General features: G+C 49.0%; 16 protein-coding genes and 10 pseudogenes. 12 read left to right on the top strand and 14 right to left on the bottom strand.

Translation table 11 applies throughout. The features are described 5' to 3' along the window. Positions 1 to 714 precede the first annotated feature (714 nt). From LU633_RS03475 to LU633_RS03445, 7 genes and pseudogenes are all read left to right on the top strand, one after another. The gene (locus LU633_RS03475; protein ID WP_051124343.1) at positions 715 to 1788 is read left to right on the top strand and encodes a hypothetical protein; all 1074 of its coding nucleotides are present in this window, start codon (positions 715 to 717) and stop codon (positions 1786 to 1788) included. Further along, positions 1727 to 5758, top strand: coding sequence for a hypothetical protein (locus LU633_RS03470; protein ID WP_152664249.1), 4032 nt, complete (start codon positions 1727 to 1729; stop codon positions 5756 to 5758). Before LU633_RS03475 ends, LU633_RS03470 begins: the two co-directional genes overlap by 62 nt. A gap of 988 nt (positions 5759 to 6746) precedes the next feature. Further along, entirely contained in the window at positions 6747 to 7415 is a 669-nt protein-coding gene (locus tag LU633_RS03465; RefSeq protein ID WP_071598880.1) for a peptidogalycan biosysnthesis protein, read from the top strand. 122 nt (positions 7416 to 7537) lie between these two features. Continuing rightward, a complete protein-coding gene (locus tag LU633_RS03460; protein ID WP_232426833.1) occupies positions 7538 to 7771 on the top strand; it encodes a hypothetical protein in 234 nt (77 codons plus the stop codon). Position 7772: 1 nt separating this feature from the next. Then, positions 7773 to 8297: a pyridoxamine 5'-phosphate oxidase family protein gene (locus LU633_RS03455; RefSeq protein ID WP_016190625.1), complete on the top strand. Its 525-nt coding sequence runs from the start codon at positions 7773 to 7775 to the stop codon at positions 8295 to 8297. 136 nt (positions 8298 to 8433) lie between these two features. Continuing rightward, positions 8434 to 8804 (top strand): annotated as a pseudogene (locus tag LU633_RS03450) (Rpn family recombination-promoting nuclease/putative transposase); the annotation flags it as partial. Between the two features lie 44 nt (positions 8805 to 8848). Further along, entirely contained in the window at positions 8849 to 9130 is a 282-nt protein-coding gene (locus tag LU633_RS03445) for a type II toxin-antitoxin system RelE family toxin (RefSeq protein WP_016190628.1), read from the top strand. 52 nt (positions 9131 to 9182) lie between these two features. On the opposite strand, the pseudogene traF reads toward LU633_RS03445, so the two are convergent. Then, positions 9183 to 9671 (bottom strand): annotated as a pseudogene (gene traF, locus LU633_RS03440) (conjugal transfer protein TraF). A gap of 273 nt (positions 9672 to 9944) precedes the next feature. Next, positions 9945 to 10288: pseudogene (traN, locus tag LU633_RS03435) on the bottom strand (conjugal transfer protein TraN); the annotation flags it as partial. 185 nt (positions 10289 to 10473) lie between these two features. Here traN and LU633_RS03430 point away from each other — a divergent pair. Both LU633_RS03430 and LU633_RS03425 read left to right on the top strand, forming a co-directional pair. Then, positions 10474 to 10731 (top strand): hypothetical protein, encoded by a 258-nt coding sequence (locus LU633_RS03430; protein WP_016190631.1) that lies wholly within the window; start codon positions 10474 to 10476, stop codon positions 10729 to 10731. A 27-nt stretch (positions 10732 to 10758) separates the two neighbouring features. Then, positions 10759 to 11070 (top strand): hypothetical protein, encoded by a 312-nt coding sequence (locus LU633_RS03425; RefSeq protein ID WP_016190632.1) that lies wholly within the window; start codon positions 10759 to 10761, stop codon positions 11068 to 11070. A 1322-nt stretch (positions 11071 to 12392) separates the two neighbouring features. Here the strand turns inward: LU633_RS03425 and LU633_RS03420 are convergent. The 4 pseudogenes from LU633_RS03420 to LU633_RS03405 form a co-directional block, all read right to left on the bottom strand. Further along, positions 12393 to 12641 (bottom strand): annotated as a pseudogene (locus LU633_RS03420) (transposase); the annotation flags it as partial. A 9-nt stretch (positions 12642 to 12650) separates the two neighbouring features. After that, positions 12651 to 13814, bottom strand: a pseudogene (locus tag LU633_RS03415) (IS3 family transposase). Positions 13815 to 13884: 70 nt separating this feature from the next. Beyond that, a pseudogene (locus LU633_RS03410) lies at positions 13885 to 14058 on the bottom strand (IS6 family transposase); the annotation flags it as partial. Between the two features lie 93 nt (positions 14059 to 14151). Beyond that, positions 14152 to 14754: pseudogene (locus LU633_RS03405) on the bottom strand (acyl-homoserine-lactone synthase). A gap of 225 nt (positions 14755 to 14979) precedes the next feature. On the opposite strand from LU633_RS03405, the pseudogene LU633_RS03400 reads away from it, so the two are divergent. Further along, a pseudogene (locus tag LU633_RS03400) lies at positions 14980 to 15177 on the top strand (IS6 family transposase); the annotation flags it as partial. Between the two features lie 132 nt (positions 15178 to 15309). Here LU633_RS03400 and LU633_RS03395 read toward each other — a convergent pair. The 5 genes and pseudogenes from LU633_RS03395 to LU633_RS03375 all read right to left on the bottom strand — a co-directional run. After that, positions 15310 to 15752: pseudogene (locus LU633_RS03395) on the bottom strand (helix-turn-helix domain-containing protein); the annotation flags it as partial. Positions 15753 to 16253: 501 nt separating this feature from the next. Further along, a complete protein-coding gene (fucO, locus tag LU633_RS03390) occupies positions 16254 to 17405 on the bottom strand; it encodes a lactaldehyde reductase (protein ID WP_016190637.1) in 1152 nt (383 codons plus the stop codon). A 237-nt stretch (positions 17406 to 17642) separates the two neighbouring features. Next, a protein-coding gene (locus LU633_RS03385; RefSeq protein WP_233481989.1) for an IS1 family transposase occupies positions 17643 to 18340 on the bottom strand; the annotation gives its coding sequence in 2 pieces (ribosomal slippage) (positions 17643 to 18091 and positions 18091 to 18340; 699 coding nt in all). A 92-nt stretch (positions 18341 to 18432) separates the two neighbouring features. Continuing rightward, positions 18433 to 18786: a hypothetical protein gene (locus tag LU633_RS03380; protein WP_016190638.1), complete on the bottom strand. Its 354-nt coding sequence runs from the start codon at positions 18784 to 18786 to the stop codon at positions 18433 to 18435. Next, positions 18773 to 19420 carry a pesticin C-terminus-like muramidase gene (locus LU633_RS03375; protein WP_016190639.1) on the bottom strand — a complete coding sequence of 216 codons (648 nt, stop codon included), beginning with the start codon at positions 19418 to 19420 and terminating at the stop codon, positions 18773 to 18775. The genes LU633_RS03380 and LU633_RS03375 overlap by 14 nt, the downstream gene beginning before the upstream one ends. A gap of 481 nt (positions 19421 to 19901) precedes the next feature. On the opposite strand from LU633_RS03375, the pseudogene LU633_RS25715 reads away from it, so the two are divergent. Next, positions 19902 to 20024: pseudogene (locus tag LU633_RS25715) on the top strand (IS110 family transposase); the annotation flags it as partial. Here LU633_RS25715 and ampH read toward each other — a convergent pair. From ampH to opgB, 3 genes are all read right to left on the bottom strand, one after another. Then, positions 20024 to 21217, bottom strand: coding sequence for a D-alanyl-D-alanine-carboxypeptidase/endopeptidase AmpH (gene ampH, locus LU633_RS03370; protein WP_016190641.1), 1194 nt, complete (start codon positions 21215 to 21217; stop codon positions 20024 to 20026). The pseudogene LU633_RS25715 and the gene ampH sit on opposite strands and share 1 nt — an antisense overlap. Positions 21218 to 21536: 319 nt before the next feature. Continuing rightward, on the bottom strand, positions 21537 to 23090 hold the full coding sequence (locus tag LU633_RS03365) for a methyl-accepting chemotaxis protein (protein ID WP_016190642.1): 1554 nt from the start codon (positions 23088 to 23090) through the stop codon (positions 21537 to 21539). Positions 23091 to 23370: 280 nt separating this feature from the next. After that, positions 23371 to 25674 carry a phosphatidylglycerol--membrane-oligosaccharide glycerophosphotransferase gene (opgB, locus tag LU633_RS03360; protein ID WP_040465448.1) on the bottom strand — a complete coding sequence of 768 codons (2304 nt, stop codon included), beginning with the start codon at positions 25672 to 25674 and terminating at the stop codon, positions 23371 to 23373. Between opgB and LU633_RS03355 the strand changes: the two genes are divergently transcribed. After that, on the top strand, positions 25628 to 25879 hold the full coding sequence (locus LU633_RS03355) for a hypothetical protein (RefSeq protein ID WP_016190644.1): 252 nt from the start codon (positions 25628 to 25630) through the stop codon (positions 25877 to 25879). The genes opgB and LU633_RS03355 overlap by 47 nt on opposite strands. The last annotated feature ends 36 nt before the right edge of the window (positions 25880 to 25915 follow it).

Below are 25915 nucleotides of genomic sequence, written 5' to 3'. Positions count from 1 at the left end.
GCTGAAAACAGAGGCTGATTATCGACGCAATAGGCAACACTCGCTCCACATTTCTATCTAAATAATTGAATAATATATTTATTTTTTCATCAATGTTGATGTTGATCATGCATCACCTTCTGCGTTAACGCCTGCTCGTGCCATTGCACGGTAATTGGGCATCTGTAGAACAAATCAAATCCTTTCAATTGGCAATTTGATTTTCACTTCTATGGAACTGCAACGATTAATCTAATACTTATACATCAATTTTTATCAATGGATTATGCCGCCGGCAGGTCATCAGATGATTTGCTGTTGTAGTCAGTTTTCACCACGGTCGCCTTGGTGGGAAGAAAAAAGTAGAAATGCCGGTTATGACGGATGACCGGGAGCAAGGGACACTTTTAAGATCTCGCTCCGGAAATTTTGCCATCATAACCTGGCATATTTTCCACAGGGTGGATGGTAATGCGTGTGAACTGATCATTAATATTTATATTTTGGCCTAAGCAAAATTTATGCCGACAGCAGAAACCACCCTGTGAGTCGAAAAGGCTGGGTTGCCTTGTTTTTGGGCAGTTTTCTGCGTCAATTTTGCGGTGAAAATATGACCGAATACGTTGCGCTGTCAGGCCAGTTTGTTTGCTTTATCTCTGATATTTTAATTTTCTATATTAAATATCAATACATTAATCTTTTTTTATTTTCTTGGAAATCAAGGAACGTAACTTTATGTTGAATCAACCCTCGCTGTCAATAACGCGCTCGAATCCTCAGGAAATGGCGCAGAATATAAGCCGCTCTGCGCCGGAAACACCATTGCACCCAGATGTGGCATCTGGCCTGTATAGTTCAGGCCTGTCTGACCATGAAGCTTCTCGTTCAATATCGGCCTGGCTGGCCCGCCGGCCAGAGGTACAGGATGAGTCTTATCTTGCAAGTGGTGGCATGTTGCTACGCTATAGCCCCGATCATAACGAAGCGATGGCACCCCGTAATGAAGTCCTCTTCATCCACACTTCCGGTTTACTTGCGGCAGTGCTGACGGTGCACCCACAGGTCGAGCAGCGCGCAAAAATGCCTTTAACGGCCGGACATATCGCCAGCCAACTTGCCGCCCCTACGTTTGGATTATTAACGGGTATCTGGCAGGCGGCTGACGGTAATGCGTTTATCGAACATAACGGTCATTTGCATCAGGTAAACAAAGAGGGTAACTGGATGCCGCTGCCAGCAGGGGGGCACAATGCGTCATTGCGCATGATCGGACGGCAGGCTGATGGAAACGTATATTTGCATGATGGTAAAAGGATTTTACGAGCCGGTAATGGCGCTGCTGCTTTCCATTCTACCCAACTTCCGGCAGAGGCTATTGCACGTATCGACGCCACGGGAGCACTGCGTATTCTGCATAAAGGTCAACTGATGTCGGCCACGAACCACGGTCAGACGGTGCGTGATATTTCACTGTTACGCCCGGTCAAAGGGGGGACAGGCTTTGAACCCATCCCGGCCAGGCCGATTGACCTGCTGCTGCTCCCACATCCCAACTCAGCCGCAGCGTTAGTTCTCGACGAAAAGGGCAGAGCCTATCAGGCGGAGCTAGGTGGTCAGGGGCCGATAGAAGCACGACGGCTGACCTTACCTGAGGGAATGGGACATGAAGAGGGATGGGCGATTACCTCCATGGGGCTGTCGAGCGATAATGCGGTGCATTTGCTTTTAGAGAATGGCGAGGGGCATCGTGTCACATTGCAAAAAACATCTGACCAGACTGAGTTCCAGCCAGCCAGCCTGGTTGGTTGACCATCCGTTGCTACTTATCAAAACTGAGGGGTTACATACCTATGCCGATGAGGCGATGCAGTCGCGCACATTGCTCGATGGACATGCACAACTTGGGCATATAAATGGTGTGTTGCATTATAAGTCCGCGCCCGGACAGCATTGGGAACGGCCATCGTTGCCAGATGGTGAACCGTTGACGGACATTCTCTCGCTGCATACAGGTGTAAAAGGCTTTGTGGATCGTCGTCCGGTGTTCGCACTACTGGATAATCCGCAGCGGTTGGCCGAACTCAAGTTACCCGGACGCACCACCTGGTTGCCAGCAGGTGAAACGCCCAGCCACCCTGCGGGTGGGCCATTGGCGATGGTTCCGGACAGGGTACAGGTACGCGCTCAAACGATTGCCCATTTTGATGAGGGAGTTCGCGATGTGGCAATAGACGCTGGAGGTCAGGTTGCCGTATTGACGGAGTCTGGTCATTTAAAGCGGTTCAACGCGAATGGGGAAGTCAGCGAATTGCCTGCTCTGGCCCATCCGCTCTCCATCGCCACAGGGCTGGATGATCGTCTGCATGTCCTGAGTCAGTCACCTGACCGCCAGACCAAATTGCATCGACTTACCGACGATGGACAATGGGAGAATGTCCCGCTGACTTTGCCGGAAGGTCATGACTTGCCGGGCGCACTGCGAAGTTCGCGTACCGGCCAGCTACAACTGCAATTTGGTCATAACTGGCATACGCTGCTGCCGTCAATGACCGGGCCAGATGCAAGGCGGATACCGTCGCGCGTTGCACCTCAGCCTACGCCGGATGAGAAAGCTGTCGCCGGAACGCAGTCGGGAACCAATGCACGCGTCAATTATCAGCAAGCCAGTCGTATCAGCACGCCCGATCATGATGTCAGCGTGAATACGACGTTACTGGGGAGCACCTCAACTGACCCGTTGTCGCTGAATTCCAACATTCACCTGATTGCCAATACCTATAAATCGCAAGCGATCAGGATGGCAAATATAGTAAGGGACGTTGCGCACGATACCACTCACGCCGTCGCACACAAAATGGGTATCGCTTTGCCACCCACCCCACAGGAAAAACGATTAGCCCGTTTTCATCAGGAAGCGGATCGGTTGCGCGGGCACATCGGTACTCTTTTCGAGACGCTGCCAGTTCTGGCAGAGGTACGCGTTGCGTCTGCCATCGGACCGGGCCAGCATGACCGTGCCGGGTTGACGGCAGCTCAGGGCGAACATCTGATTGCGATGCGTGAGAATGAGCTGGCTTCGCTGCTGCGCGATCTGCGCAAGATTGGTTATCATGAAGGTGTTATCGCAGCGGATTTCTCCACGCGAAACAAACCCGGTGTTGAATCCACTTCCTCCAACTTTAGCTATCATGTAGCCGAACTGTGGCGACGTGTAAGTTCAGGTATTAGCAGGGCAACATCTCGTCCTGGTAATGATATGCTGCCTGATTTTGATCGGAGTATTTCGTCTCTGGCACGTGCCGCAGCGGATAATCCGCAGACATTGAGCGGGCGTGAAGCGGAACTGCTGACCCAACTGTGTGAGGTCAGTGGAAAACTGAAGGCATCCGGCGTGCAGTTATCCGCAGATGAAGAACAGAGCAAACTCTCCTCCAGGCCGAATGCTTTGCGTACCGCCTGTCTGCTTAACGGCCTTGCCGAATATGACACACTGCTGCGTACTAACAACGCAGCAGAGCTTGAGCAGGCTGATAGCAGGCAGAAGCAATCAGGATTACGGGGACTTGACCGATTGGGTCTGTCGTCGTGGAGCCAGCTTGAAGCCTTTGACGACGTGGTATCAACGTTTCGGCAGCAAATCACTACTCCGGGTAACGGGCGTCGCGCGCAACTGCTCAAAAGTCTGAATTTGCCTCAAAACGCGGCACCAGATGAAATGGCGTCGCGAATGACCGATTTGCTACAGGACCTGTTTAACCGCAGCACCTTTTTTTCTTCGCAGTCACGATCGGCAGAATTGCGCGGCTCTTTGGGCTCAGTGGTCTGGAAGCATATCAATCCGGTCAGCGCTGGTGTGGGTGGCGAGGCCATTCATGCGCTGGGGGTTGAGCGTATTGGCGATTCGAAAGATGGCGATGCGGGGTTGGTTGCATTTTTTGTCAGACATGCGAAAGCCACTGCATCAGGTAGCCTTGGGACCGCCATTGACTTCAAGCCCGGTGCCGGAAGCGGTTCACACGCCTATCTTAATAATTCCAGTAGGAGTTCTTACATGGCCACCTGGGGCGGAAGAGCCAACTTTAACGTAGGGGCCTCATATCAGCACGGTATGGGAGCGGCCGTTATTCTGTCTCCGTCAACGATCCCTGAGTTCTCCAGGCTGCTGTTTGATCATCACAATACCGAAACTACCAATATTTTACATGCCGGTGTGAATGAAGGCTCGATCGGTCTGGATCTTTTTGAGACGAATGTCAATGCTTCGGCCAACCTTAATGTTTCGGTGCAACCCTTTGCATCCAGTACCAAATATGGTTCGCAAAAACCGCATGCTACATCAGGGTCAGGAGGCCCCGGCAACCTGAACAGTTCGATTTCTGGTGCTGTCGCGGGGGGAGTTACCGGGCAGATTGGTGGGCAGTGGTCTCAGATGGAGCTGCACCTGGATCACGCCTGGCAGGAAATACTGGGCCTTGAGTTTCAGGGGCGTATAAACCTTAACGCTGAGTTAAATGGCGGTGTGAACCTTGCAGCGGGCTTATCTTCGGTGCTTGGACGAAACTTTTCCCGGCTGGTTAATGCCGCGACCGGGGCAGGCAACCTGCAACTGGCTGGCGTTCGCCTGAATTCGAGCCATGTCCAGTTGCCGACCAGTGCCATTTATGCTGATAAACAAAATGCACCTCTTTTGGGTACGGCGAGTTATAAACGCACGCTTGACACTAAGGCGGCGCATCCTGTTTCCCCTGATGAATGGAAACAAATGTGTCAACGCCTGGCCAGCGTTTTTCCGGAAAGCGCTGCGAACCTTGGTCCGATGCATTATCCGGCAACGTCCGCTGAACGCATCGCCGTGATTATGAAGGCTATCAGGGGGATTCAGGGTGAACAGGCGAGTAGCATCGAAGCCCGCGGAGCAATAGAGGGAGATGCGCTGAAACAGCAGCGTGCTCTGGCTGAAGAGGCGACCAGTAGAGACGCAGACAGGCTATGGAAAGGTGGAACGAAAAGGGAGCGTGCAGCGGTGGTCACCTCACTACAGCAACTGCGCCAGCAGGAAACAACTGCGGTACAGCAGCGGGCGCGACTGATTCCGGGAGCCCGTATTGAAATCAATATGTTTGGTCGTGAATCGCTGGATGCGGTGATGAGTCATGCTATAGGACATATTGCACTGGGTGAGAAAATGCGCGATCTGACAGAAATACGCCGACAAATTCCCGGACTGAATGAAGTTCTGCGACGTTTCAAGGATATTCCGAAAATCAATCAGGTCCGTTTTGTATTTGAAATGCGTCCGCAAGCGATGAGCGCCATCAACGATGCACTTGAAGCCAAAGTACACCAACAGTCCGCGTCTGCACTCGGTTTATCATCTTCGTCGGATGGTATGGACTGGCGGTCGGTTCTGAATAAGACGCAGAACTCTCCGGATCTCTACCGTCTTGCTGCTCTTGCCGTGCATAACACCGATGATAACTCTGTGATCAACCGTGTCGGTCTACCATTGGTTAACCTGGCTGCCAGTGCGGGAACATCGCATCAGATGTTTGAGGCGGAAATTCAGTTCCACTACGATCTGTACGATAAGATACAGGGTGCTGAAGTGCTTGAGGCGGGTGGACGGGCTTTACGACAGTCACTTAATCCGTTGCGAAGCGCCGGAATTGAGGCGATTGGTCAGCATCGCGCCGGTATTGAGGCGCGGGTTGCGGAGCCGGAGTCTCCCCGTGGTGAATCGTCGCGTTCGGAAACCTGGCACGATATCGATTTGTCGTAGGGGATGGGTTTACTGCCACGAAATGTGAAGTTGACACGGCAGCCTGCCATCCCTGATTGACAGAGAGTGTTTTACCTGATGTCTCACTGTTACCAGAAAAGGCCAGTCATGGTGACAGTGAGCCATTCACTGGGAAAAATCTGATGATACGGGATGCGTTTGTCGATGCTCTGACATGTTGTGTCCCCGTGAAAAAAACGGAGGACTGAAACAGGGGGCAGTGCGTAAAAAGTGAGGGTATTGCTGAATTCCGGCGTAACGCCGGATCGATTTTTTACTGATTTTTCCCAGAACGTAGCGCCCTTACAGGGCGCGCGTCACGGCTTTGCCGTTCCGATAGTGTTCATGACCGTCACGCGGCTTTATACTCTGCGGTATGTTTATTTCCGCAGGAATTCATCCACATGGCCCGCAGCAAAGCCCCAGAAAACGCAAACCGGGTAAATCAGGTAAACCCTCTGTAGCCCGTATTACCCCTCCCTCTTATCCAAAACGTTTTATGGTCACCTTACCCCCCCCCCGACACTGACAGCGATGAGTCCGATGAGTTCTTCTATGATACGCCGGCAGAAGCCATACAGCACTGTGTCCGCCCTGGTCCTCAGTTTTTCCTCGACACGCAGTTTTATCCGCCACAGGTCACGATTATCCCCGGCTTTGAGCAGCATCCCGGAGAGGCGGATGAAACCGGATATGACTGGTTAGCCGCGCTGGATTTCTCCCTGGGTAAGAGCGATGTTTTTGCTTTATATGGTAGTGCCGGGTTGTTGGGTGGCTGCGCACTTTGGGACGGCGAAAACCAACCTGGGTTGTTCTATTTACCAAACTACTTCCCCGGTTTGGACGGCCCCTGGAAGCAGCCATTCTTGTGGGGAGGGACTCGCCGTTCCACAACACATAATGAAATCCCCTGTGTACAAGGAAGGCGGCGTGGAGAAGCACTATCCAGCATTGCTGAAATACTACCCCAGTTGGCTGGAAGCCGGGGATGTTATGCAACTATTGTCCCTTTTATGCCACTGCACCAGGCGCTGGCGGGCTTAATTCGCAATTAAAACAACTGTGTTCCCACCATCGTGTTAGAGCCAACGCCGAGTTGGCTACCTTTTCCCGTTTAGGTAATCGAGTGGAATGGTGCAGATTGGATGATCACTTGCTGGAGCCAGCAGCAGAATTGATTGCCAATAACCGGGAAAAATACGGCAACCATCAGGGTATTGACTGGATGCGCCGTATATTTGAAGGACAAAAAAAGTCTTCGGTAATCGACACCAGCGTTGCTGCTGTAGCCAAACGCGATAATAAAATATTGGGGATCACCATCTTCTACCGTTTTGGTGAAACCCTGCATACACGTTATTACGGTTCAAATTATCAGATAAACGATAATGACTTCCGTTATTTCGTACTGACCTATTACCACTCACTGGACTATGCGGCGAAAAACGGTATCCGCGAATGCCGACTGTCAATTTCCGCCCTAAGCGCCAAGACGCTGCGTGGTGTAAAAATAGAGCCACTGGCTGCGCTATTGCTGTTTGAAAATGCTCCTCCTTTGTCAACCATCGAGTGTGAAGACTATAACCGCCTTTTTTACCAGCGTTACCAACAACTGCACACTAAACATCTGACCTCCGACTGGGCACTACTTAATTAAAGGAAAAGATTATGCTGCACCTGATGTATTTATTAAAACCGACACATAAAGCTCACCTGGATATGGCCGCATTTTGGCATTGGGTGGAAAAGCGCGATGAGTGATTCTACCGCTCACTGGAAATGGCAGGAGAGCGCCGGTGGTATGTCCGCACTATCGGCGGTAACGTCCATTGCGTGGAGCATTACGTTACATTTACCGATGGAACCGCCTGGGGGGAGTACCGCGGAGCCGTATCAAAACTCTGCAAAGATCCTGAATGGGAAAAAATCCGCATCGAACAAGAGCTGTGGTGGGACATCCTCGATTCAAGTTTGCTGAACGATGCACCTTTTATACTCACCCGAAGGAACTAACATGATCCTGGTACAACGCAGTCTTTATTTGCTCAACAGTGCGCGCTTTTTCACTCTGGCAAGCCAGTGTGCGGGCGATACTCCCTGGGCTTCTACTGTCAATTATGTCCCGTTGTTCAACCCATTGCGGTTGGTGTGGTATTCGATGAACTCCGCCAGACATTCCAGGAATATTGGCCTATGTGCCGAGGTCAGCGGCTCACTGTTTCGTTATGACATGCAGGAAACGTCACCGTTAGGGCTGGATGGTGCACAATTTACTGGCAGTGCACGGGAAATACCGCAAAATGAATGTGAGCATATTCATCAGGATTATTATCGACTCAATTTTCCCGATGTATCAGAGCGTGCTCGCTGGCAGCTGCCATTACATGAGTTTTATGGGGACAGCCCGCTGCGTTTTTACGAACTCCTTATTGGCGACTGGTGGCTGCTGGATATAGAGGGCTGGCTGCAAACCAAAGAAGACCGGCGAGTTCCTGTCGACCTTTCCCAATTGGTTGTACCGAAATCGGAGGCATCATGAGCCTATTAGATCCGTTGGCTGGCAAGCTAATCGTCTCCTGCCAGGCGTTGAAGGAATAGCAATTCCGTTCATCGCCAATGTTAGCGTTTTTCAGGCTGTGATAACATATCCGGCTAACTTTTCAGAGCCAGGGCTGCTGAAGAAGAAAAGCAGCACACCCACACCTCACGGTGCCACATTCCGGCAGTTTCTGACTCAGCCAGATATTGCCCGGGATTTTATGGAACTCCACCTGCCCGCAGGACTGCCGCCATCTGCGATCTCAGCACGCTGAAACTGGAATCCGGCTCGTTCGTCGAAGATGATCTCAGCCAGTATTTCAGCGACGTCCTCTACAGCCTGAAAACCACCGCAGGTGATGGTTATGTCAACGTGCTCATCGAGCACCAGTCTTCGTCTGATAAACACATGGCTTTTCGTCTGGTTCGCTATGCGGTGGCGACTATGCAGCGCCACCTTGAGGCAGGCCATAAAAAGTTACCACTGATAATACCGGTGCTGTTCTACAGACGAACGCATGAAAAATCCGGATATCGTGAGCGTAAACCTCGATGATTTATAAACTCGCATTCGACAGACGCGCCCTGAAGGAGTGGGAAAAGCTGGGGCATACCATTCGTGACCAGTTCAAAAAAAAGCTGGCCGAACGGCCGCATGCCCCGCATATCCCTTCGGCCAGACTGAGCGGCAGAGCTGACCGGTATAAAATTAAACTGCGTTCATCCGGCTACAGTCTGGTTTATGAAGTTATCGACGATAAAATCCTTCTGCTGATTGTCACCGCAGGCAAGCGAAACGACAGTGAGGTTTATCACCACGCCGATATGCGCTGACCAGGTTAAAAACCCGGTGCAAAGTCGGCCGCCACCAGAAGGAATTATGAGGCTAACTCCTCCTGGGCGTGCAAACCATACGCCAGCGGCTGATAAGCCTCCGTGCGGGGTTCACCAGAAAAAGTGCGGGGTAATGCGTAATATGCATGGCCTCTGTCTGTCCGTTGTCAGGCCGTGCCCCCGGTAGTTCCGGTGCAATTTTTCCGTCCACCGACACACAGATAAGATTGATGCCGTACTCCCTGACGAACGAGCGCACAACCACGCCCATCAGCACATCCACAGGCTCTTTCCCCCGGTAGAAATAAAACACCCGTTATCAGCAGGCAGCTTTTTAATGGCGTCTTTTTCCCGCTGACGCTGTATCGCCTGGCGGGTACTTGCCGTTCCGTTGTAATGACTGCAACGCAGGTTGTAACCCCAGTTCGGGAAACTTCAGCAGCGCCTCTTTTGAAGGCGGCGCAAACTGCAACGATTTTTCCGCCCAAAAATCCTGTAGAAGATTGTATTTACTGAAATTTTCAGCAGAAGGTAACGTAATCGCCTTGTCGAACGCAGCCTGCAGCCTCTCTTTCAGCTCCGTGGCATTCTCTGGTGATATTGCAGGGGCGGCGGTGCTGAAGGCTGCTCATCCTCATCGGGTGATACCGGTTCGTTGTACCAGATTCAGCCCTGCGCCTCACTGTCGGGAAATCCTCCAGGCCGAGTATCACCGGCCCGGACGTTTCCCGCAATAAAACCGGCAACGACGAGCATCAGAAAACAGACTTTTCGCATCAGTGGCTGCCCCCTGGTCAAACATGGCTTTCATCCACTCTTTCATTTTCTCCATCTGATTATTATCAGCGGGAATAGCGCTGTTACTGTTCAGGCCGTCATAGAAGGCGGAGAAGTCAATCCTGGAAAAGTCAATTTTCTGCAATTCTTCAGGCGTAATACCCCGGCATTCCGGCAAGCTGTCCGAACCAAACCCGATACCAAGTTGCCATGAGCGCCCTGGACTATCCGGGCAAGTTTGGAATCAAACTGGCAGTAGCCTCGCTTTTTCTCAATGCAGATCCCCTGCGCTTTTTTACTGCAGTATTCGCCAACATAGACGGTCAGCCGCTTTTCTTTCGCTTTACCCGGCACCTTTTCTTCACTGCTGCAACTGGCAATCCACTCTTCTTTTCGATTCATCATTCATCTATCCTAAAAAGTTACTCGTGCGGATAACCGCGTGGTTATCTCTACGGATAAAGAATAAGAACATAAAAAGAGCCTGTTAAACGTTCTTCTTGTGTTTTTGTGTTCATTTTATTTTTTCAAATATATTCAATAAGACAGAAAGAAAGGAACGTTTCATGAGTAAAGAACCTGAACGTTCTTTTGTGAATGATGCAAAAGAACCTGTCATCGAGAGAATTTTCAAGCTGGTTGAACGTTATGACTCCAGAGCGGAGGCGGCGGCTGCATGGGGGATAAACATCAATACGCTGCAAAATTATTACAAGCGAAGAGCGCAGGCACCTGTGCCCAGAGAAATGCTGCTAAGGCCGATTGCGGAGCGCGAGGGGTCAGCGTTCGCTGATTGGTTAGCGGTGAAGGTGATGCTCCTATAAAAAACCTAAAGAACTCAGAATTTGAACGTGAAAAACTCATTTGTGAACAATATTGATTTAAAGCTGCCAGCTCTGTTTGGGACGCTATCGTCAGATGAAAAGCAGGCACTCTTTGAGGTACTGGCCCGTAAAGGCATTGAAACAGCCCTTTATCTGCTTGACGAAGATAATGTTAAGTTGCTGAAGATGGACCCTGTGGTGAAAGAGAAGATAGTAGGCATTCAACATAGAACGCCAGAGGATATGGCTCACGATGACGCTGAGGCCAGAGAGTGTGGTGCCGATAATCCTGGCGAAGCGCTCCCCCAGAGCCTGGCATCCAATAAGAAAGTAGGCTAAGTAATCGTAGACTGCGCTTTGGTCAGATGTAGTTACATAAGCTTATGCGTACATTGAGCCAGGTCAACAGGTTAGCCACTTTGTTAAACGAAATTCAAAACGATTGAAATGCAGTTCAAACTCACACAAGTAGCAATCATTCGAGTATCAAATACCGTTCGAAAAAATCAGTTTTGAATCATTTTTCCGCGACAGGTATCAAACCCCATATTTCGACCAATACCGCGCCAGTCAAAGGCTGTCGGCTTGCTTGAGGTATGCACGATCAGTATCAAAATGATTACCCCCATAAGGCCACAACCGGATTAGCCAGGATGAAAGCAAGGCGTGACGCAACTTGCCAGCACAAACAGGAATACTACTCCCCAACCTTTACCTGACCTCCGCAAACCACCGCCTTAACTGGCGGGGATTCTGCACGTCTGCAATAATCCTCAGTACAAAAAACTGACCTTAATGTACAATAATTTTCAATATCCAGACCATTTACCCATCCAGAAATAACAGAATTTTCGGCTGTTTCGGCGTAAATCCCCACAACTGCGGTATAGCTTGTGGGTGAGTGGTAATGAAGTGCAAACGATATGCTGCAATTACTCTTTTGGTTTATCTTTTAATTGCTTACGTATTAAAAGATAAACCAAAAAAAGAAAGACATTACTTTTATCCCCTTTAATTAGTGGATAACCAAACAACATCGGCGCAAGCGCCTCAAAAGTAGCTCCCCACGCTAAAGCGCGGGGCATTCAAACCAGAATCGCGAGAGGGCTAACATCTCGCCTGTCAGCTGTCGAGGAATTGGACAAATCCGGCCAGGCTGGATTTGTCAGCAAATATCGCTGAACGCTTTGCTTACATGCTCATAAGCGGCTCTCCGACCCGCTAACGCGGAGATACGCCCCAACTGCGGCTTTGCCTTGTTGTGACCCACTCCGACCGCGCACAGGGGCCTCTGAGCCTCTTTTAGCGGGCTATGGCTTTGCAGCTACTGTGTTTCGTCAAGAAAAAATCGCTTTAATCCTCGGAATACAGCCCCCTAAGCGCTGCCAGCACTAAGTCCCCGATACATCGCGGCTACGCCGTGCTAACAGGGTTAAAAGGGCTTATATCAGCATAATCATCGCTATAAGCCCGCATGGCTGTTCAGGGCGGGAGGGGGATACCACTCTCTGACAGTCCTCCACCGGCCTGCGCCGGGCCTCGGCGGGTTAACTACAGAGTCATATAAAACAACGTTATGCCGCCTTACATGCGCTACGCGCATCTGAAGACAGGTATTCAGCATCGAACGGCTTTTGTGTTTTCAGAACGCCATAGCACTAGTGGACAAGTTTTCGCATCAGTGCGCCAATGGCACACATTTTTGTCTTGCCACGCAGGCATAACCGCTCATACATCGCTTTCATCGCCGGGTTAAATCTCAGGCCACACAACGAAGCCAGATACAGTTTCGCGCGGATTTCCGGCGGGCCGATTTTGGATAATTTCGGTTTCCCTCTGACCGATGTGCCGGAGTATTTTTCAACAGGGACCACGCCCAGAAATGCAGCAACCTGCTCTGCTGTATCGAAATGTAGTAGTCAACTAATTTTGGACACACGACCTGACTGTTCGTGGAACAGCCGCTCTGATTCATTTGGCGTTAAGCCGCCGTTATTCCAGTGAGGCCTGAGAGCACTGTAGTACCCCGTGATATATCGGATTATCGATAACCGTGCTTCCCCTAAGCTTTCGTAGCCCGTCGTTGGTACCCATTCACTCTTCAGACTACGGAAGAACCGCTCCATCGGACTGTTATCCCGGCAGTTTCCCCGGCGACTCATGCTCTGTGTGCTCCGGTAGCCCCACAGCATCTGTCGGTACTGACGACTGGTATAATGACTCCCCTGAACACTGTGGAACATCACGCCTGATGGCCGCCCCCGTAGCTCCCATGCCATCTGAAGTGCTTTTATAGTGAGGTCTGAGTCTGGTGAGTACGACAGCGCCCAGCCCACCGGTTTACGGGCAAACAGAGCCAGCACCACGGCCAGATAAGCCCACCGTTTGCCCGTCCAGATGTAGGTCACATCACCGCACCAGACCTGATTCGGTTCTGTCACTGCAAACTGCCGGGCAAGAAGATTCGGGATTTCAACATGCTCATTGCCCCCACGTTTGTATTTATGCCCCGGTATCTGACAACTGGTGATACCCAGCTCTTTCAACAGTCGACCAGCCAGCCATCGACCGAGTTGTACGCCCTTTGTCGTGACCATCGTGGCGATACTTCTGGCACAGGCGGAACCCCCACTGGCGTTCCAGACCTCGCTGACCAGACGGCGTTTAACGGCACGGTCAGCATCAGGCTCAGTACTGTTTTTACGTGTGTAGCGATAACTGCTGCGGTGAACACCGAACAGTCGGCACAATGAGGCAACCGGGTAATGCGCCCTCAGACTGTCGATTATCGAGAACTGTTGAGGGAGTCCGACATCAAGAGCGCTGTAGCCTTTTTTAGGATTTCGTTTTCCATTTCAAGGCGCTGTATACGTTTTCTCATTTCCCTGAGTTCAGTTTGCTCAGGAGTGACAGGCAGCCCCGATGTTTTTTCCCTGACGCTGCAGACGTAACGATTTTACCCACCGGTTGATGGCAGAAAGACTGACATTCATCGCCTTAGCAGCTTCACCGTGTGTGTAGTGCTGGTCGAGGCCCCGCTTTGCCGCTTCAAGTTTAAATTCAGCAGTAAATACCTTGCTCATTGGTTCACCTGTGAAATTTTGAGGTGAGCATATCACCTCAACTCAGATGGCCAAATTCAGTGTGCCACTACATACGGATATCCCGGCGATGGAGCGTGGAATGCTCAACAACAATCCCTCGTTCAGCCATCATTTCTTCCAGATTGCGCAGGCTCAGGGCATAAGCCAGACAGCAGCGAACACACTGGGCAATAATATCGACGGGATCATGCAGTCGTTTGAAGGTGTTTCGGATCAGAGACATCGGCAGGCTACATCAAAAAACAGAATGTTATCTGACTCCACCTTAATGCGACAGAACCCCTGGCAATCCGGCTGGGCATTGAGCTTGACCTCATCAAATCGGCAGCATCAGTGGCCAGGTAGCCAGCCCCTTCGCGCATCCCGTTATGGCGGCAATCCTCCCGACCAGCTGTACCCTGTCCCGGTCACCAGCTGGCAGGGTCAGCAGATAAATCCGTTCCTTCTCACTGAGGAAGCCCTCCTTGAGCAACGTAATCTGCCATTCTGGGCGTCTTAAAATGGTCAGTATGAGGCGGCTGACAATGATGTGTAGCAGCCATAACCGTTTTGCCGGGCCCAGTTAACCATTGAAAGAAAAAGGACCAGGCTCACGGGCACGCGCCTTATCCACAAAAAAACGGCTGGCCTCGGCATCCTGTACGGGAAGGCTGATCTCGCTGAAACAGGAACCGAAGGTGTGTGTGATCATATTCAGCAGCGTCAGTGGGATGAACCTCGCGCCGCAGAGCAGCTGGCCCCGGTAAAGACCGAGAATATAGCAGGTGCCCGGGCCGTCAAACTCATCTGACTCCATCCCCTGGCTGCAGAGCACCTTCCATCCCAGGCGGTCGCTGAAGATTTTCTTACGCAGGCGGTAGAGCTCTTCAGAGCGAGTGGGGTTCAGTTCTTCATAACTGGCGTCAAAGAGTTCAAGCATTCCATATTTCCTGATCCCGTGGACGCGCTGCATTTTACCGTTTTTTGTTCACAGGATCAGCAGTATCGAAGCGGGCAGCAAAATCCGGCATTTCACACAATCAACCGGGCCAGGCATGTAATGCATATTGCATTACATGAGACGCAGGGTACGACTGTCTCAACGTTTCTGTCACATTAGGGGGCTAATCCAGTAAAATGCGGTTCTTTTTGATGCCATCTGGCCATGTCTCTTATCCGAAAATCCTTCAGACGACTTGCATTACTCCGTTGATATTATTGCTCAGTGTGCCCGCTGGTACCTGACTTATGCCCTGAGCCTGCGAAATCCTGAGGAATGATGGCAAAGCCTGGCATCACTGTTGACCATTCCACACTTCACCGCTGGGTTATCCGGCAGGTACCGCTGCTGAACAGGACATTCTTCTTTATTTTCATGAGAGTTGGAAAGGGGTTAATTCTCATCGTCGTAAAATTTCTGTAGCCGTTGGTTGTATTAGTCTGTTGCCATTTGAATTGGTTTGGCAACGGCATTTTGCAGCTGATAACTCACTGATTTATCGATAAGCATGACGACTTGAGCACCGGTAAGCACAATGCCTTCTCTGGCGAGCTTTTCCTCTGGCGCTTTCAGGCGGTTACGGAAGTTTCCCAGATCGTGTCGTTGCCAGATGGCGCCCACGCCGCTGCCGGAGGTAAACACGCCTTTTTTACGCAACTCATCACTGGTCCGGTGCTGCCCGGGGCCGGGAACTCAACGGCGTATTCAACAACCGCGCGTTCAGTGGCTTCGTCGGCGCGGTTCGTCAGGTTGGGAACCCGGCTGTTCTGGTTAACCAGCGCGTCAATGCCGCCTTCAGCAGCTAGTTCCTGATAACAGTAGAACGTATCTCGTGAAACGCCCATGATTTTGCAGGCTCTGGATACATTGCTGAGTTCTTCAGCCAGATTGAGTAAACCGGCTTTGTGTTTGATGACGGGATTGTGAGTATGAAGCATGAGAGTGACCTTGTGTTTTGTATAAGGATTCGACACCCATATCAAAACCGGTAACCCTCAACCTTTCAGGGCCCGGTGTCAGATCACGTCGCGACGAATACATCTGATTTGAGTGAAAAGTGGATCTTTTACCACTCTGTTAAGAGGATTTCTCACTATGATGTTAAATACCAATACTTCTCTGGATCTTAATCAGCGGAGAATTTGGTGTTGTGAACTCTAAAATCGAGCCAAATGGAGTGTATTTCTTCAATCGAAAGACAGGTTTGAAAACCCTCACATTGCTGATAAAAACATGACTGACATCGTGGTGTATCAATCAACGTGGTCAGTAAAAACCCCATTGGCCGATGGCGTTGGTTTTAATCATGGGATGACAAACGAAAGATAAGAGAGTTACCGCATATTCTGTATAAACCGGTTTTATCCTGATCAAAATCGGCAACCCCCACTCGTTAAGTTAAGGCTGCGCCCCAGAACCTATAGTGACGCCTGTATCGGTTAATAGAGTTGTCGATACAGCGTGTGGATCTCTGCCAGTGTGGCGTCCCGCGGGTTACCCCCGGTGCAGACATCCGTCAGTGCCGCCTGCGCCAGTGCCGGAATGTCTTCTTCTCTCATTCCGACATCACGCAGCCTGTCGGGAATGCCCACATCGGCTGAAAGTTTTTTCACCGCCTCGACGGCTGCAACCCTGACTTCATATAGCGATTTTCCACATACTCCCGCAACGCCCATCGCCCGTGCAATGTTGCGATACTTATCACCGGTATACTCTGCGTTCCATGCCATGATGTGCGGCAGAATAATAGCGTTAGCGACACCATGCGGTATGTTATAAAACGCCCCAAGTGGGTGAGCCATACCATGTACCAGACCCAGCCCAACGTTAGAAAATCCCATGCCGGCAATGTATTGCCCCAGAGCCATGTCCTCAACGCCTTTATTATCACCCGCCACTGAGGCACGCAGTGAACGATTGATGATTTCAATGGCTTTCAAATGTAAAGCATCCGTCAGTTCCCATGCGCCTTTGGTGATATAGCCTTCAATGGCATGGGTCAGCGCATCAATTCCCGTGGCAGCTTTGAGTGACGGGGGCATGCTTGCCATCATCTCAGCATCAATGATGGCTACTACCGGAATGTCGTGAGGATCGACACAAACGAATTTGCGGCGTTTTTCCTCATCGGTAATGACATAATTTATCGTGACTTCTGCGGCAGTCCCGGCTGTTGTTGGGATAGCAATAACGGGGACGCTGGGATTCCGGGTATTTGCTATGCCTTCCAGACTCCGCACGTCAGAAAACTCTGGGTTATTAATAATGATTCCGATAGCTTTTGCCGTATCCTGCGGTGAGCCGCCACCAACAGCAATCAGGTAATCTGCCTGAGACGTTTTAAAGATCTCTACGCCATTTTTAACCACATTAACGGTTGGATTCGGCACGACTTCATCATAAATCACATAAGGTAATTGATTCTTTTCGAGAAGAGAGGTGATTTTTTCTATCACGCCCGCCTGAATTAACATTTTATCAGTTACCAGCAGGGCTTTTTTAAAGCCTCTCCTGGAAACTTCATCGACTATTTTTGAGGCAGAACCGGGGCCGAACCAGGATGTTTCATTCAGTATCATTCGATGTAACATCGTATTCTCCTTTAGATGGAACGCTGTTTTGATTTCTCATCATTGGAAAATATGCGAAGAAATGACAACGTGGATATTGATAAAAATCAGATTGTAGTGATTCAGTAGATAATTTCTTTTCTAAAGAAAATCTGGTTTCCGGGGGTATCGACAGGGTGGTTCAATTACTGAAATGACGATTATTGTCTGTTTCTGACAACAGAACAGCAATGGCCAATTTTTGGTCGTGACGCAGATTTATTGATAATGATGAAGAGTAAGATACCAACCGATGATCTTATCGTGCATTTCCTCTGACTTCGAAAAGCAAATTGTTCTGCGGGTCAGTCGTTTGATATGTGTGCGAAGATTAAGATTATGTCGTTCTGTCCGTTGGGTATATTTCTTGCTCACCACGTGGCCTGTTGCACTTAACAGAACTTTATAAACCGGCCAGGCATCCGTCATATAAAAGGCAAGGTTAAATTTGCTTAACAGGGCCAGCAATCGTCGCAGGGTCGGGGCATTTCTCGGGCCGAAGACGTGGGCCAGAGCACGTTTGCGGATACGGTCATAAGCATAGAACAACCACCGGGGATTGCTTTTACACCGCACGTAAGACCATTGTTCACCGGCTTCACAGCAGATAACAACCTCCGTTTCGGGGTCGATATTCTCAGCTACCTGCGTTGGCGAAATTTTTTTACGTGCCGCAGAACCGTATTGAGGCTGATACCGAGAACCCGTGCGGTATCGCGACATCCGTAACCATTCATGGCCATATTAACAATGGTCTGGTGTGTGTCTGGTTTGGCACCGGAGTAGCTAAAGTTGAGCAGAAAGGTCTTTGAACAATGCTTGCAGATGTAACGTTGGGCACCGGATGCTGAATGTCCGTTACATCGTACAGCATAAGTTTCATTGCACTGAGGGCAGACGACATCAACTTTAGCCATATGTTACATCCAAAGCGCAAAGCATACGTGATCAGCAAGTCTGCGTCACGACCCATAAATGCATGAGGTGTGTAACACACACCCCATTATTTTTAATAATTAAGATCTTCAAAGAATTCTTTTTCTGCTTTGTACTCGGAGTATAAGCATAAGTTTTCTTCTGCTATTTCTGCATCTGTATTTAGTGATTCAAATATAGAAAGTTTGCACTTTTTTTTAATGGTTGCATCCCATGATTCACTCAGGTCCATTATTTTTGTCTTTTCGTTTGGAAGATTATTTATCGTTTTGTTTATTGTGGCCTCAAGATTTTTTTTCTCACTCTCAGTTTTTTCTATTGATTTTTTATTTATTTCTGCCAGCTGAGACATTTCTGGCTCAGTAAAAGCAGCTGTCACATTAAATGAATATAGTGCTGCGAGAAAGATCACGTTAATTATTTTCATAAAAATCAACTCTCCTTTTAAATCTATCATTAGGAACAGTAGACCAAATCTGCCTGTTAGATATAACCTTTCCAAATCCTTTTATATCACCATCATATGCTAGTTTTTGTATATATTTTCTGGTTCTTTTGCTGTAGTCACCACGAAACCTTAAATCTATGAGTATTTCTTTTATTTTATCTGGAATATCATCCCATGCCTGAGTTGAAGATATGTTTGGGTTGGAGTGATAGTTTTGTATTGTTAATTTGTTTTTACATATTCTCTCAACATCTTTCCTTGATTCATTATAACTTATGATAAATAAGTTCAATTGCTGGATCTGTGTTATTTCATCAATGGAATCTCTATTTTTGAGAACGAAATTATATGCTGAACATCCTTTCAGTCCCGCACCTTCTGAAATATTTTTCGCTTTCTCATTTTCTATCCCAGCTTTTTTTAATGTAATCAATGCGCTAATTTTACTTCTGTCACCAAGATCAAACCCTCTACCAACTGTTACACCAGAATTATTCCCACCACACAAAGAAGATATTCCCGGCCAGTGTATTTTTAGAGAGTAATCCCTGCTTGATTTTAAATTATTACCTTCAGCTCTGAATGTTAATATTCCTTTTTTCGGCTCTATCATTTAACATTTCCCTTTTTCAGTTAAATTCAGGCTGAGAAAATAATCGCATACTTAAAGCAGTGTTGCAAAGTTAGCGATGATGTACCTTTTGTCTTATTAGGGGTTTGACGCTCAACGGAACGGTTTCACACATTAGGGATTATATGTCTGATAAATCGGGACATTATGAACGTAGCACGCCTTTGGCGTGAGCGGCGCTGCTGCGCAGCTTCGGGTATTTGCATGACCGAAACTCCGCTTTATACTCTGCAACCATGCATATTCCCCACCCTTGTATGTAATAGACATGTGATGGTTAGCTACCATCACATGAAGCGGAGTGAGCTTGTCCCCTCCCGGAATGGCGAGAACCTTGATTGGCAGAAAAAGCCCTCCGCTTCACCTTTCACGCCAGCATTAACATTCAACGGTTGCCAGGAGCGATGACTCTGCATGTACAAGGGTAATAGGCGTGATGGTTCAGTGAAAGGAGAAAACGTCTATGTTTCAGCTCGGTATCGATGTCAGCAAGAAAACTCTGGATTTATGTCTGCTTCGGGAAGGTGTCAAAGGCAGGGTCAAAACCCGCAAGCTTAAAAACGATTTCAATGCAGCCGATGCTGTTTAATTCGACATAATACTGGCTGCTAACCCGGCGCTGTACGGGGTATTGCCAATCAGCTCGGTCAGAAGATTGTTTACGCCATCGCTCATCGCGGTGAAATGCGTGTGTGGAGAACGTGTCACCACAATAAAGACGCCGACGCTGTATTGCGGAACCATAGCCATATATGTGATGAAACCGCCACCGCCACCGGTCTTCTGAATAATACCGGGACGATTCTTCTCTGGAGCCACATAAACCCAGCCCATGCCCAGTGCCGAGGCTTTACCTGGCACGTCCATGCCATCCACTTTTACCAACTGGCTGCGCTGATAAATCATGGTTTGAATGCGGTCAGCCTGTGGGGAACGGGTATGCACGTCAGAAGAGAGAAACTGTTGCATCCAGCTTCCCATATCATCCGGAGTCGAGTAAATGCCGCCGCTGCCAATTGCGGCCAGTGTGTTTATACAGGGACTTGCGCCTTTCTCCGGGATCATCAGCCGTGAACATTGATCGGGAGAAGGGGTAAAGGTGGTGTCTTTCATTCCCAATGGATGGGTTATCTCCCGCTGGAGCAGCGCCGGGTAAGCCACGCCAGTTGCATAAGCAAGCGCATCGCCCAGCAAATCGAATGCGAGATTGGAATAGGCTGCCTCGGTGCCAGGTGCAACTTTCAACTGTGCGTTCTCAAGCCAGTTCCAGCGCTGTTTGTAGGTCGGCCATACAAAAACCGGGCGGTTTGGCTTGCCACCCGGTTGCTCACGTGGCAAACCGCTGGTATGGGTTGCCAGATTTATCAGTCGAATGCTTTGTCCGGCATAAGACGGAACAATACTGCCACGAGGCGCATATTTGCTCAGAGGATCGTCTAATTGCACCACGCCCTGATCTGAAAGTTTTACCAGCAGTTCGCTGGTTAGCAGTTTGGTTAAGGAGGCGATACGGATGACAGAGTCTTTCTGTGGTCTGACGCTGCTGCCAGGTCGTATGGCCCCCATGCTGGCAAAAACACGCTGATTCGCATCAATGGCGACCATCGCCATGCCGGTTGCTTTGGTGTTGTAAAAAATGTTCCGGGCGTAGCGGTCAACGATCTGAGAGGCCAGCAGGGGATCGGGAGCAACCTTCGCTGCATGGCCGCTGAATGGAAGAGCCGCGACTATCAGGACCAATAACAAGTAAACAAAGGGTTTCAACGTGGGTGGTTCCATCGAGCTGAACAGAAAAGTATCCGTATAGTAATCTGTTTTATACGGCCTTCAACAGACATGTTTTGATTTTTCCGTTAACGCCCGCTATGAGATTATAGGAGCTACCGCAACATAGTGGGTTGCAGACAACGAGATAAAATTAAGTGTAGAAAAGAGCCATCCCTGGCAACGGGACATGCGTCACTGATTTTTTAATCCGGATGAATGTATTGAACATTTTTTACATTATCAGCGACCAGCAAACACTACGTGGTCACAGTTAACGACTATCTGTGCGCATAAAACATCACCAGTCGGCAGCACGATTTGCAGAGCGCGTCTACTCATCCACTTTGAACACGCTAATGATCTGAGACAGTTGTACGGCCTGTTCCTGAAGCGACTGTGCTGCTACTGCAGAATGGTTGACCAGCGACGCATTCTGCTGAGTAACCTGATCCATCTGGGTGATGGCAATATTAATTTCTTCGATGCCGGTGCTTTGTTCATTGCTGGCGATGGAGATTTCGCCCATGATTGCAGTGACACTTTTCACGCTGTTAAGCACTTCTTCCATCGTGTTGCCAGCAATGGCGACCTGTTTGCCGCCTTCATCGACCTTAGAAACAGAATCCTGAATCAACAGAGCGATTTCTTTTGCGGCCGAGGCAGAGCGTTGTGCCAGATTACGAACTTCGGAAGCAACCACGGCAAAGCCTCGGCCCTGTTCGCCCGCGCGCGCAGCTTCAACGGCCGCATTCAACGCGAGAATATTGGTCTGAAAGGCAATGCTGTCAATGACGCTAATGATATCGACGATTTTTTTCGATGAACCATTAATCATCTCCATGGTGCTGACCACCTGCTTCACCGCCTCCCCACTTTGCAATGCCACACGGGAGGCCAGGGCCGCCAGTTCATTCGCTTGTCGGGCATTATCGGCGTTTTGTTTTACGGTGGAGGTCATCTGTTCCATCGCGGAAGCCGTCTCCTCCAGCGAACTGGCCTGCTGCTCGGTACGTGATGAAAGATTCATATTACCTGTGGAGATTTCACTGGAGGCATTAGCGATGAGATGAGAACCGGAACGAACTTCGGTGATGATGCGCATCAGATTCTCATTCATGTTTTTCAGCGCCTGCATCAACTGGCCAGTTTCGTCAGAAGAGGTCACCTTGATAGAAGTACGCAGATCGCCAGCCGCAACATTTCCTGCAATCAGCACCGCTTCGCGCAGGGGGGTGACGATAGATCTTGTCAGGAAGAAACCTAAAATAATGGCAGTCAGCACCGCAAGAAAAGAGAAAATCAGCGTAACCTGAATTGCCGTTGAACCATCAGCCAGCGCCCTGGCACCTTCTGCCTGTAATTGTTCTGATTGTGAATCGGCAAATTTGACTGCGGTATCCAGATACGCTCCCTGTGTCAGCGTGATTTTTTTTAATGCGTACTCAGCTGCAATATTTGGGTCCCCGGCCTGTATCAGCTTCACCAGCTCGATTTTTGAGTTTTCGAAAGCCTGCGCCGCATCTTTCAGTGCCTGAATCTTTTGCCTGCCCACTTCAGTGGTTTGTCTTTGAACAATTTTCTCAATCACTTTATCGGTTTTTTGTGCGACCTGATTGAGCAGCCCTAAACGCTGGATATTATTTTGTGGCCGGGTGGTATCGATCACCATGCCGCGTAAATACTTTATTTGATCGTTGATGCCATCACGCACAGCAAACGCCAGGCGTACTTTCTGATAACGATCATTGACTATATTATCAACGGCTTCGTTGATGTGGCCCGTTTTTATTATGGCCGTCATACTGACAATAATTAGCAGCAATATAACCAAGCCAAAAGCGGCACCAAGGCGCACACCGACTCTCATATTTTTGACAGGTAACATCTTTTTTCCTTGCTGGTGATTGGAAATAATCGTTGAAGAAAATGGTGCAAGTTTTTATTGAGGCTTGAACTGGTTACATCGGCCTGAGATATGGAAACTTGATGCCAGCAGCAGGGTTTATTACAAAAATTGTCGGCGGCGGTATTGAAATAAATCGATAAACTTAACTTGTGGCTGCTGTCGGGCGATAAATGACCGATCATTCTGCCTGCGGCAGGCTGAGTTTGTGCGGGTTGTTAATAGTGATAGTGCCCCGACGTACCTTGTCAGGGCAAAGGCATCAGGGGATGGGGGTAATTTTCAGACTGCTCAGGCCAATACCCAGCCTGCGTGCCTTGAAGCCGTCAATTGCGCCTTCTGAGGTTTCCTGAGAGCTGGCAGAGAAGATCTCTATGGTATCTGATTGATCAACAAGACTAAAAGCAACACTTACCGTGCTGTCAGTATTGCCCAGGCTAAATTGATGTGCCACGTTACCCACCTTTATCACAAAGGGCTGCTGGCTATTGCCATCAAATGCTCGTCCTGTTAATTCGAGCACAAAGGATGTTGGTAGTGGCTCGCGGTAATGGATGCTGACGTGTGATTGCAAATTCGCATCTGACCAGCGTCCACCCCAGGGTTCAACATAAGAGAGGCCGGATGCTTTTTGTACCTGTGTTGGCAGGCCGGGCAAGGAAAACAGAATAGTGTCAGACTGATATCTTACATCGTCATCGGCAATTTTCAGACGCGAAACGGCTTGTTGATATTGCTCATCCTGCCGTTCACTGCCTTGTTGAAAAGCAACACGCCCTGCGGTAAGCCCTGCTTTTATCTCAGTAATGAGCGGCGGTGAATTTAGCGTTCCCCAGGCCACACAGTAATTGCGATTAAGCGCCAGCGTATTGTCCCAGACAGTGCCGATTTTAAAGCAGCGATCGACCCACACAAATTTTTCATCTGCAGGAAACTGTGCCAGCTGTTGCTTCAGTGGCGGAGCCAGGTAAACATCGAACTTCGGCTCAATTTTATTCGGCATCACTGACAGTAGTAGTGGTAGCTTGAAGTGTACACCAGAGAAGGTGAAAGTGTTTTTATCGGTATCAATGCTGTAATCAGCGATTGTTTTGGGGAAGTTCCACAGCCTGATGATATCCGGCTTCCACTCGATCATTTTTTCCTTGAGATTCAGAAAAGTGGTTGCCAGAGAGGTGGCCGAAAGGCTACTGCGTCCAAGGCCGATAAAGTTATCGCCGCCCATGGCATCCAGCACAGTAGCACCATTGTCCAGTGAGCTGCGTTTAACTGGGATAAGCTTGCTGGCAGGGGCATCGCCACGAATGATAAAAAACAAATTGCGGCGATCGTGTTGGTTTAGGTATTTCCATGCGGTGTTATTCATCGCCAGATGATCGGAGCTGACCACAATAATGGTGTTTTTAAAGTAAGGTGTAGCGCGAATACGTTCAATCAACCTGGCGATATGTTCCTGACTACAGGCGACGGCAGCGAAAGATTTATTCGGTTTGCCGTCGTATGACCAGCTTTGCCGCTGACAGCTGCGGGAAATAAAGCCGTCAGGATGATGCGTATCCACGGTAAGAGCAAACAGAGAGAAAGGGCTATTCAGCCGCGACAGCTCAAGATATTTGTCAAAAACCATGTCCAGCACCGTGTCATCATACCAGCCCCAGTCATTACGATAATTCTGATTTTTTACAACCTTTTTCAGCTCATTAAATCCATACAGATTGTCGGAATCAAAGCCGTGAGAGGAAAGAAAAATATTTTTACCGGCAAAATTCAGATTGGCACCCTGATAAAAATAATTTTCATAGCCGGAAGACTTCAAAATATCACCCAGGCAGACGTTTTGCGGGTAAAACGTTGACAGAGAGCTGGAAGCATTTCCGTCGAACGGAGCAAATAAAGGAATGCCACATTGTGAGGCTACCATTCCGGCGATAGTATATTCAGTTCCAGGCATTTGTCCGGTGTTGCTGAAATCCAGTGAATTATTTTTTATTCTGCTGAGTTCCGGCGCGAGGGCAGGAAAGGCCTGCTCATCGAAATACGTGCGCTCCAGGCTTTCGGCATAAATATAAACCAAATTAGGTTTATTACCGACGATTTGCTTTTCGGGTGTTTTGTAATAATTGTCAAAGTCTGAATTGCCTTTGCCCACCTGCGATTTGATCAGATCGGCAACCTGCTGGTAAGCCGGAGTGGTTTTTACTGAAGCAACCGCCAGAATCACTGCGAGCAGGCTGTATATTTTGTTACCCGTATGGATTTTTCGCAGGCGTAAAATCCAGGAAAGTGCGGCAAACAGTAGCATAATAACGGCAATCAGCCCGATACCCGGCAGGATATATTTACTGATCCCCGCGCCGTTCAAACTGCTGGTGATAGTATAAATTACCGCATCATTGATCCCCTCTCCGGTGAAATAATTGCTCGCCAGCATTGAGGCATTCAGCAAAATGTTCATGCCCAAAAAGAGCAACATGGCGGCGAACCACAGTCTGTTTCTCCCTGCCTTCCAGCTATAAAGCGTGGCTGAAGCGGTAAACAGTATTAGTGAAAGTAATTCAGCACTCATTGTATTTCATGATCCTTATCTGGCACGATCCCAGGCCGAAACTGGCAATGCCCCGAACGGTGGAATAATCTATCGTAGCGAATTATTGCTGGCAATGCTGATACAAAATAATCCCGGCGGTATGCTGGGTGATTTTGCTACACACTTTGCTTTTTATTTAATTATATGTGAATACAGTAAAGGCGTAGTCTTAGATGAATTTTAAAAAAAGTAAGCAATTTAAGAATAGTATGGAATAGAT

This window comes from Erwinia tracheiphila, from assembly GCF_021365465.1.
In the GTDB taxonomy this organism is placed as follows: Bacteria; Pseudomonadota; Gammaproteobacteria; order Enterobacterales; family Enterobacteriaceae; genus Erwinia; species Erwinia tracheiphila.
This window is presented reverse-complemented; position numbering and strand designations above follow the sequence as displayed.

Coding starts and splice junctions, on each gene's coding strand:
- LU633_RS03475 (WP_051124343.1), top strand. CDS start 715: ATGTTGAATCAACCCTCGCTGTCAATAACGCGCTCGAATCCTCAGGAA.
- LU633_RS03465 (WP_071598880.1), top strand. CDS start 6,747: ATGTTATGCAACTATTGTCCCTTTTATGCCACTGCACCAGGCGCTGGC.
- LU633_RS03460 (WP_232426833.1), top strand. CDS start 7,538: ATGGCAGGAGAGCGCCGGTGGTATGTCCGCACTATCGGCGGTAACGTC.
- LU633_RS03455 (WP_016190625.1), top strand. CDS start 7,773: ATGATCCTGGTACAACGCAGTCTTTATTTGCTCAACAGTGCGCGCTTT.
- LU633_RS03445 (WP_016190628.1), top strand. CDS start 8,849: ATGATTTATAAACTCGCATTCGACAGACGCGCCCTGAAGGAGTGGGAA.
- LU633_RS03430 (WP_016190631.1), top strand. CDS start 10,474: ATGAGTAAAGAACCTGAACGTTCTTTTGTGAATGATGCAAAAGAACCT.
- fucO (WP_016190637.1), bottom strand. CDS start 17,405: ATGTTACATCGAATGATACTGAATGAAACATCCTGGTTCGGCCCCGGT.
- LU633_RS03380 (WP_016190638.1), bottom strand. CDS start 18,786: ATGAAAATAATTAACGTGATCTTTCTCGCAGCACTATATTCATTTAAT.
- LU633_RS03375 (WP_016190639.1), bottom strand. CDS start 19,420: ATGATAGAGCCGAAAAAAGGAATATTAACATTCAGAGCTGAAGGTAAT.
- ampH (WP_016190641.1), bottom strand. CDS start 21,217: ATGGAACCACCCACGTTGAAACCCTTTGTTTACTTGTTATTGGTCCTG.
- LU633_RS03365 (WP_016190642.1), bottom strand. CDS start 23,090: ATGTTACCTGTCAAAAATATGAGAGTCGGTGTGCGCCTTGGTGCCGCT.
- opgB (WP_040465448.1), bottom strand. CDS start 25,674: ATGAGTGCTGAATTACTTTCACTAATACTGTTTACCGCTTCAGCCACG.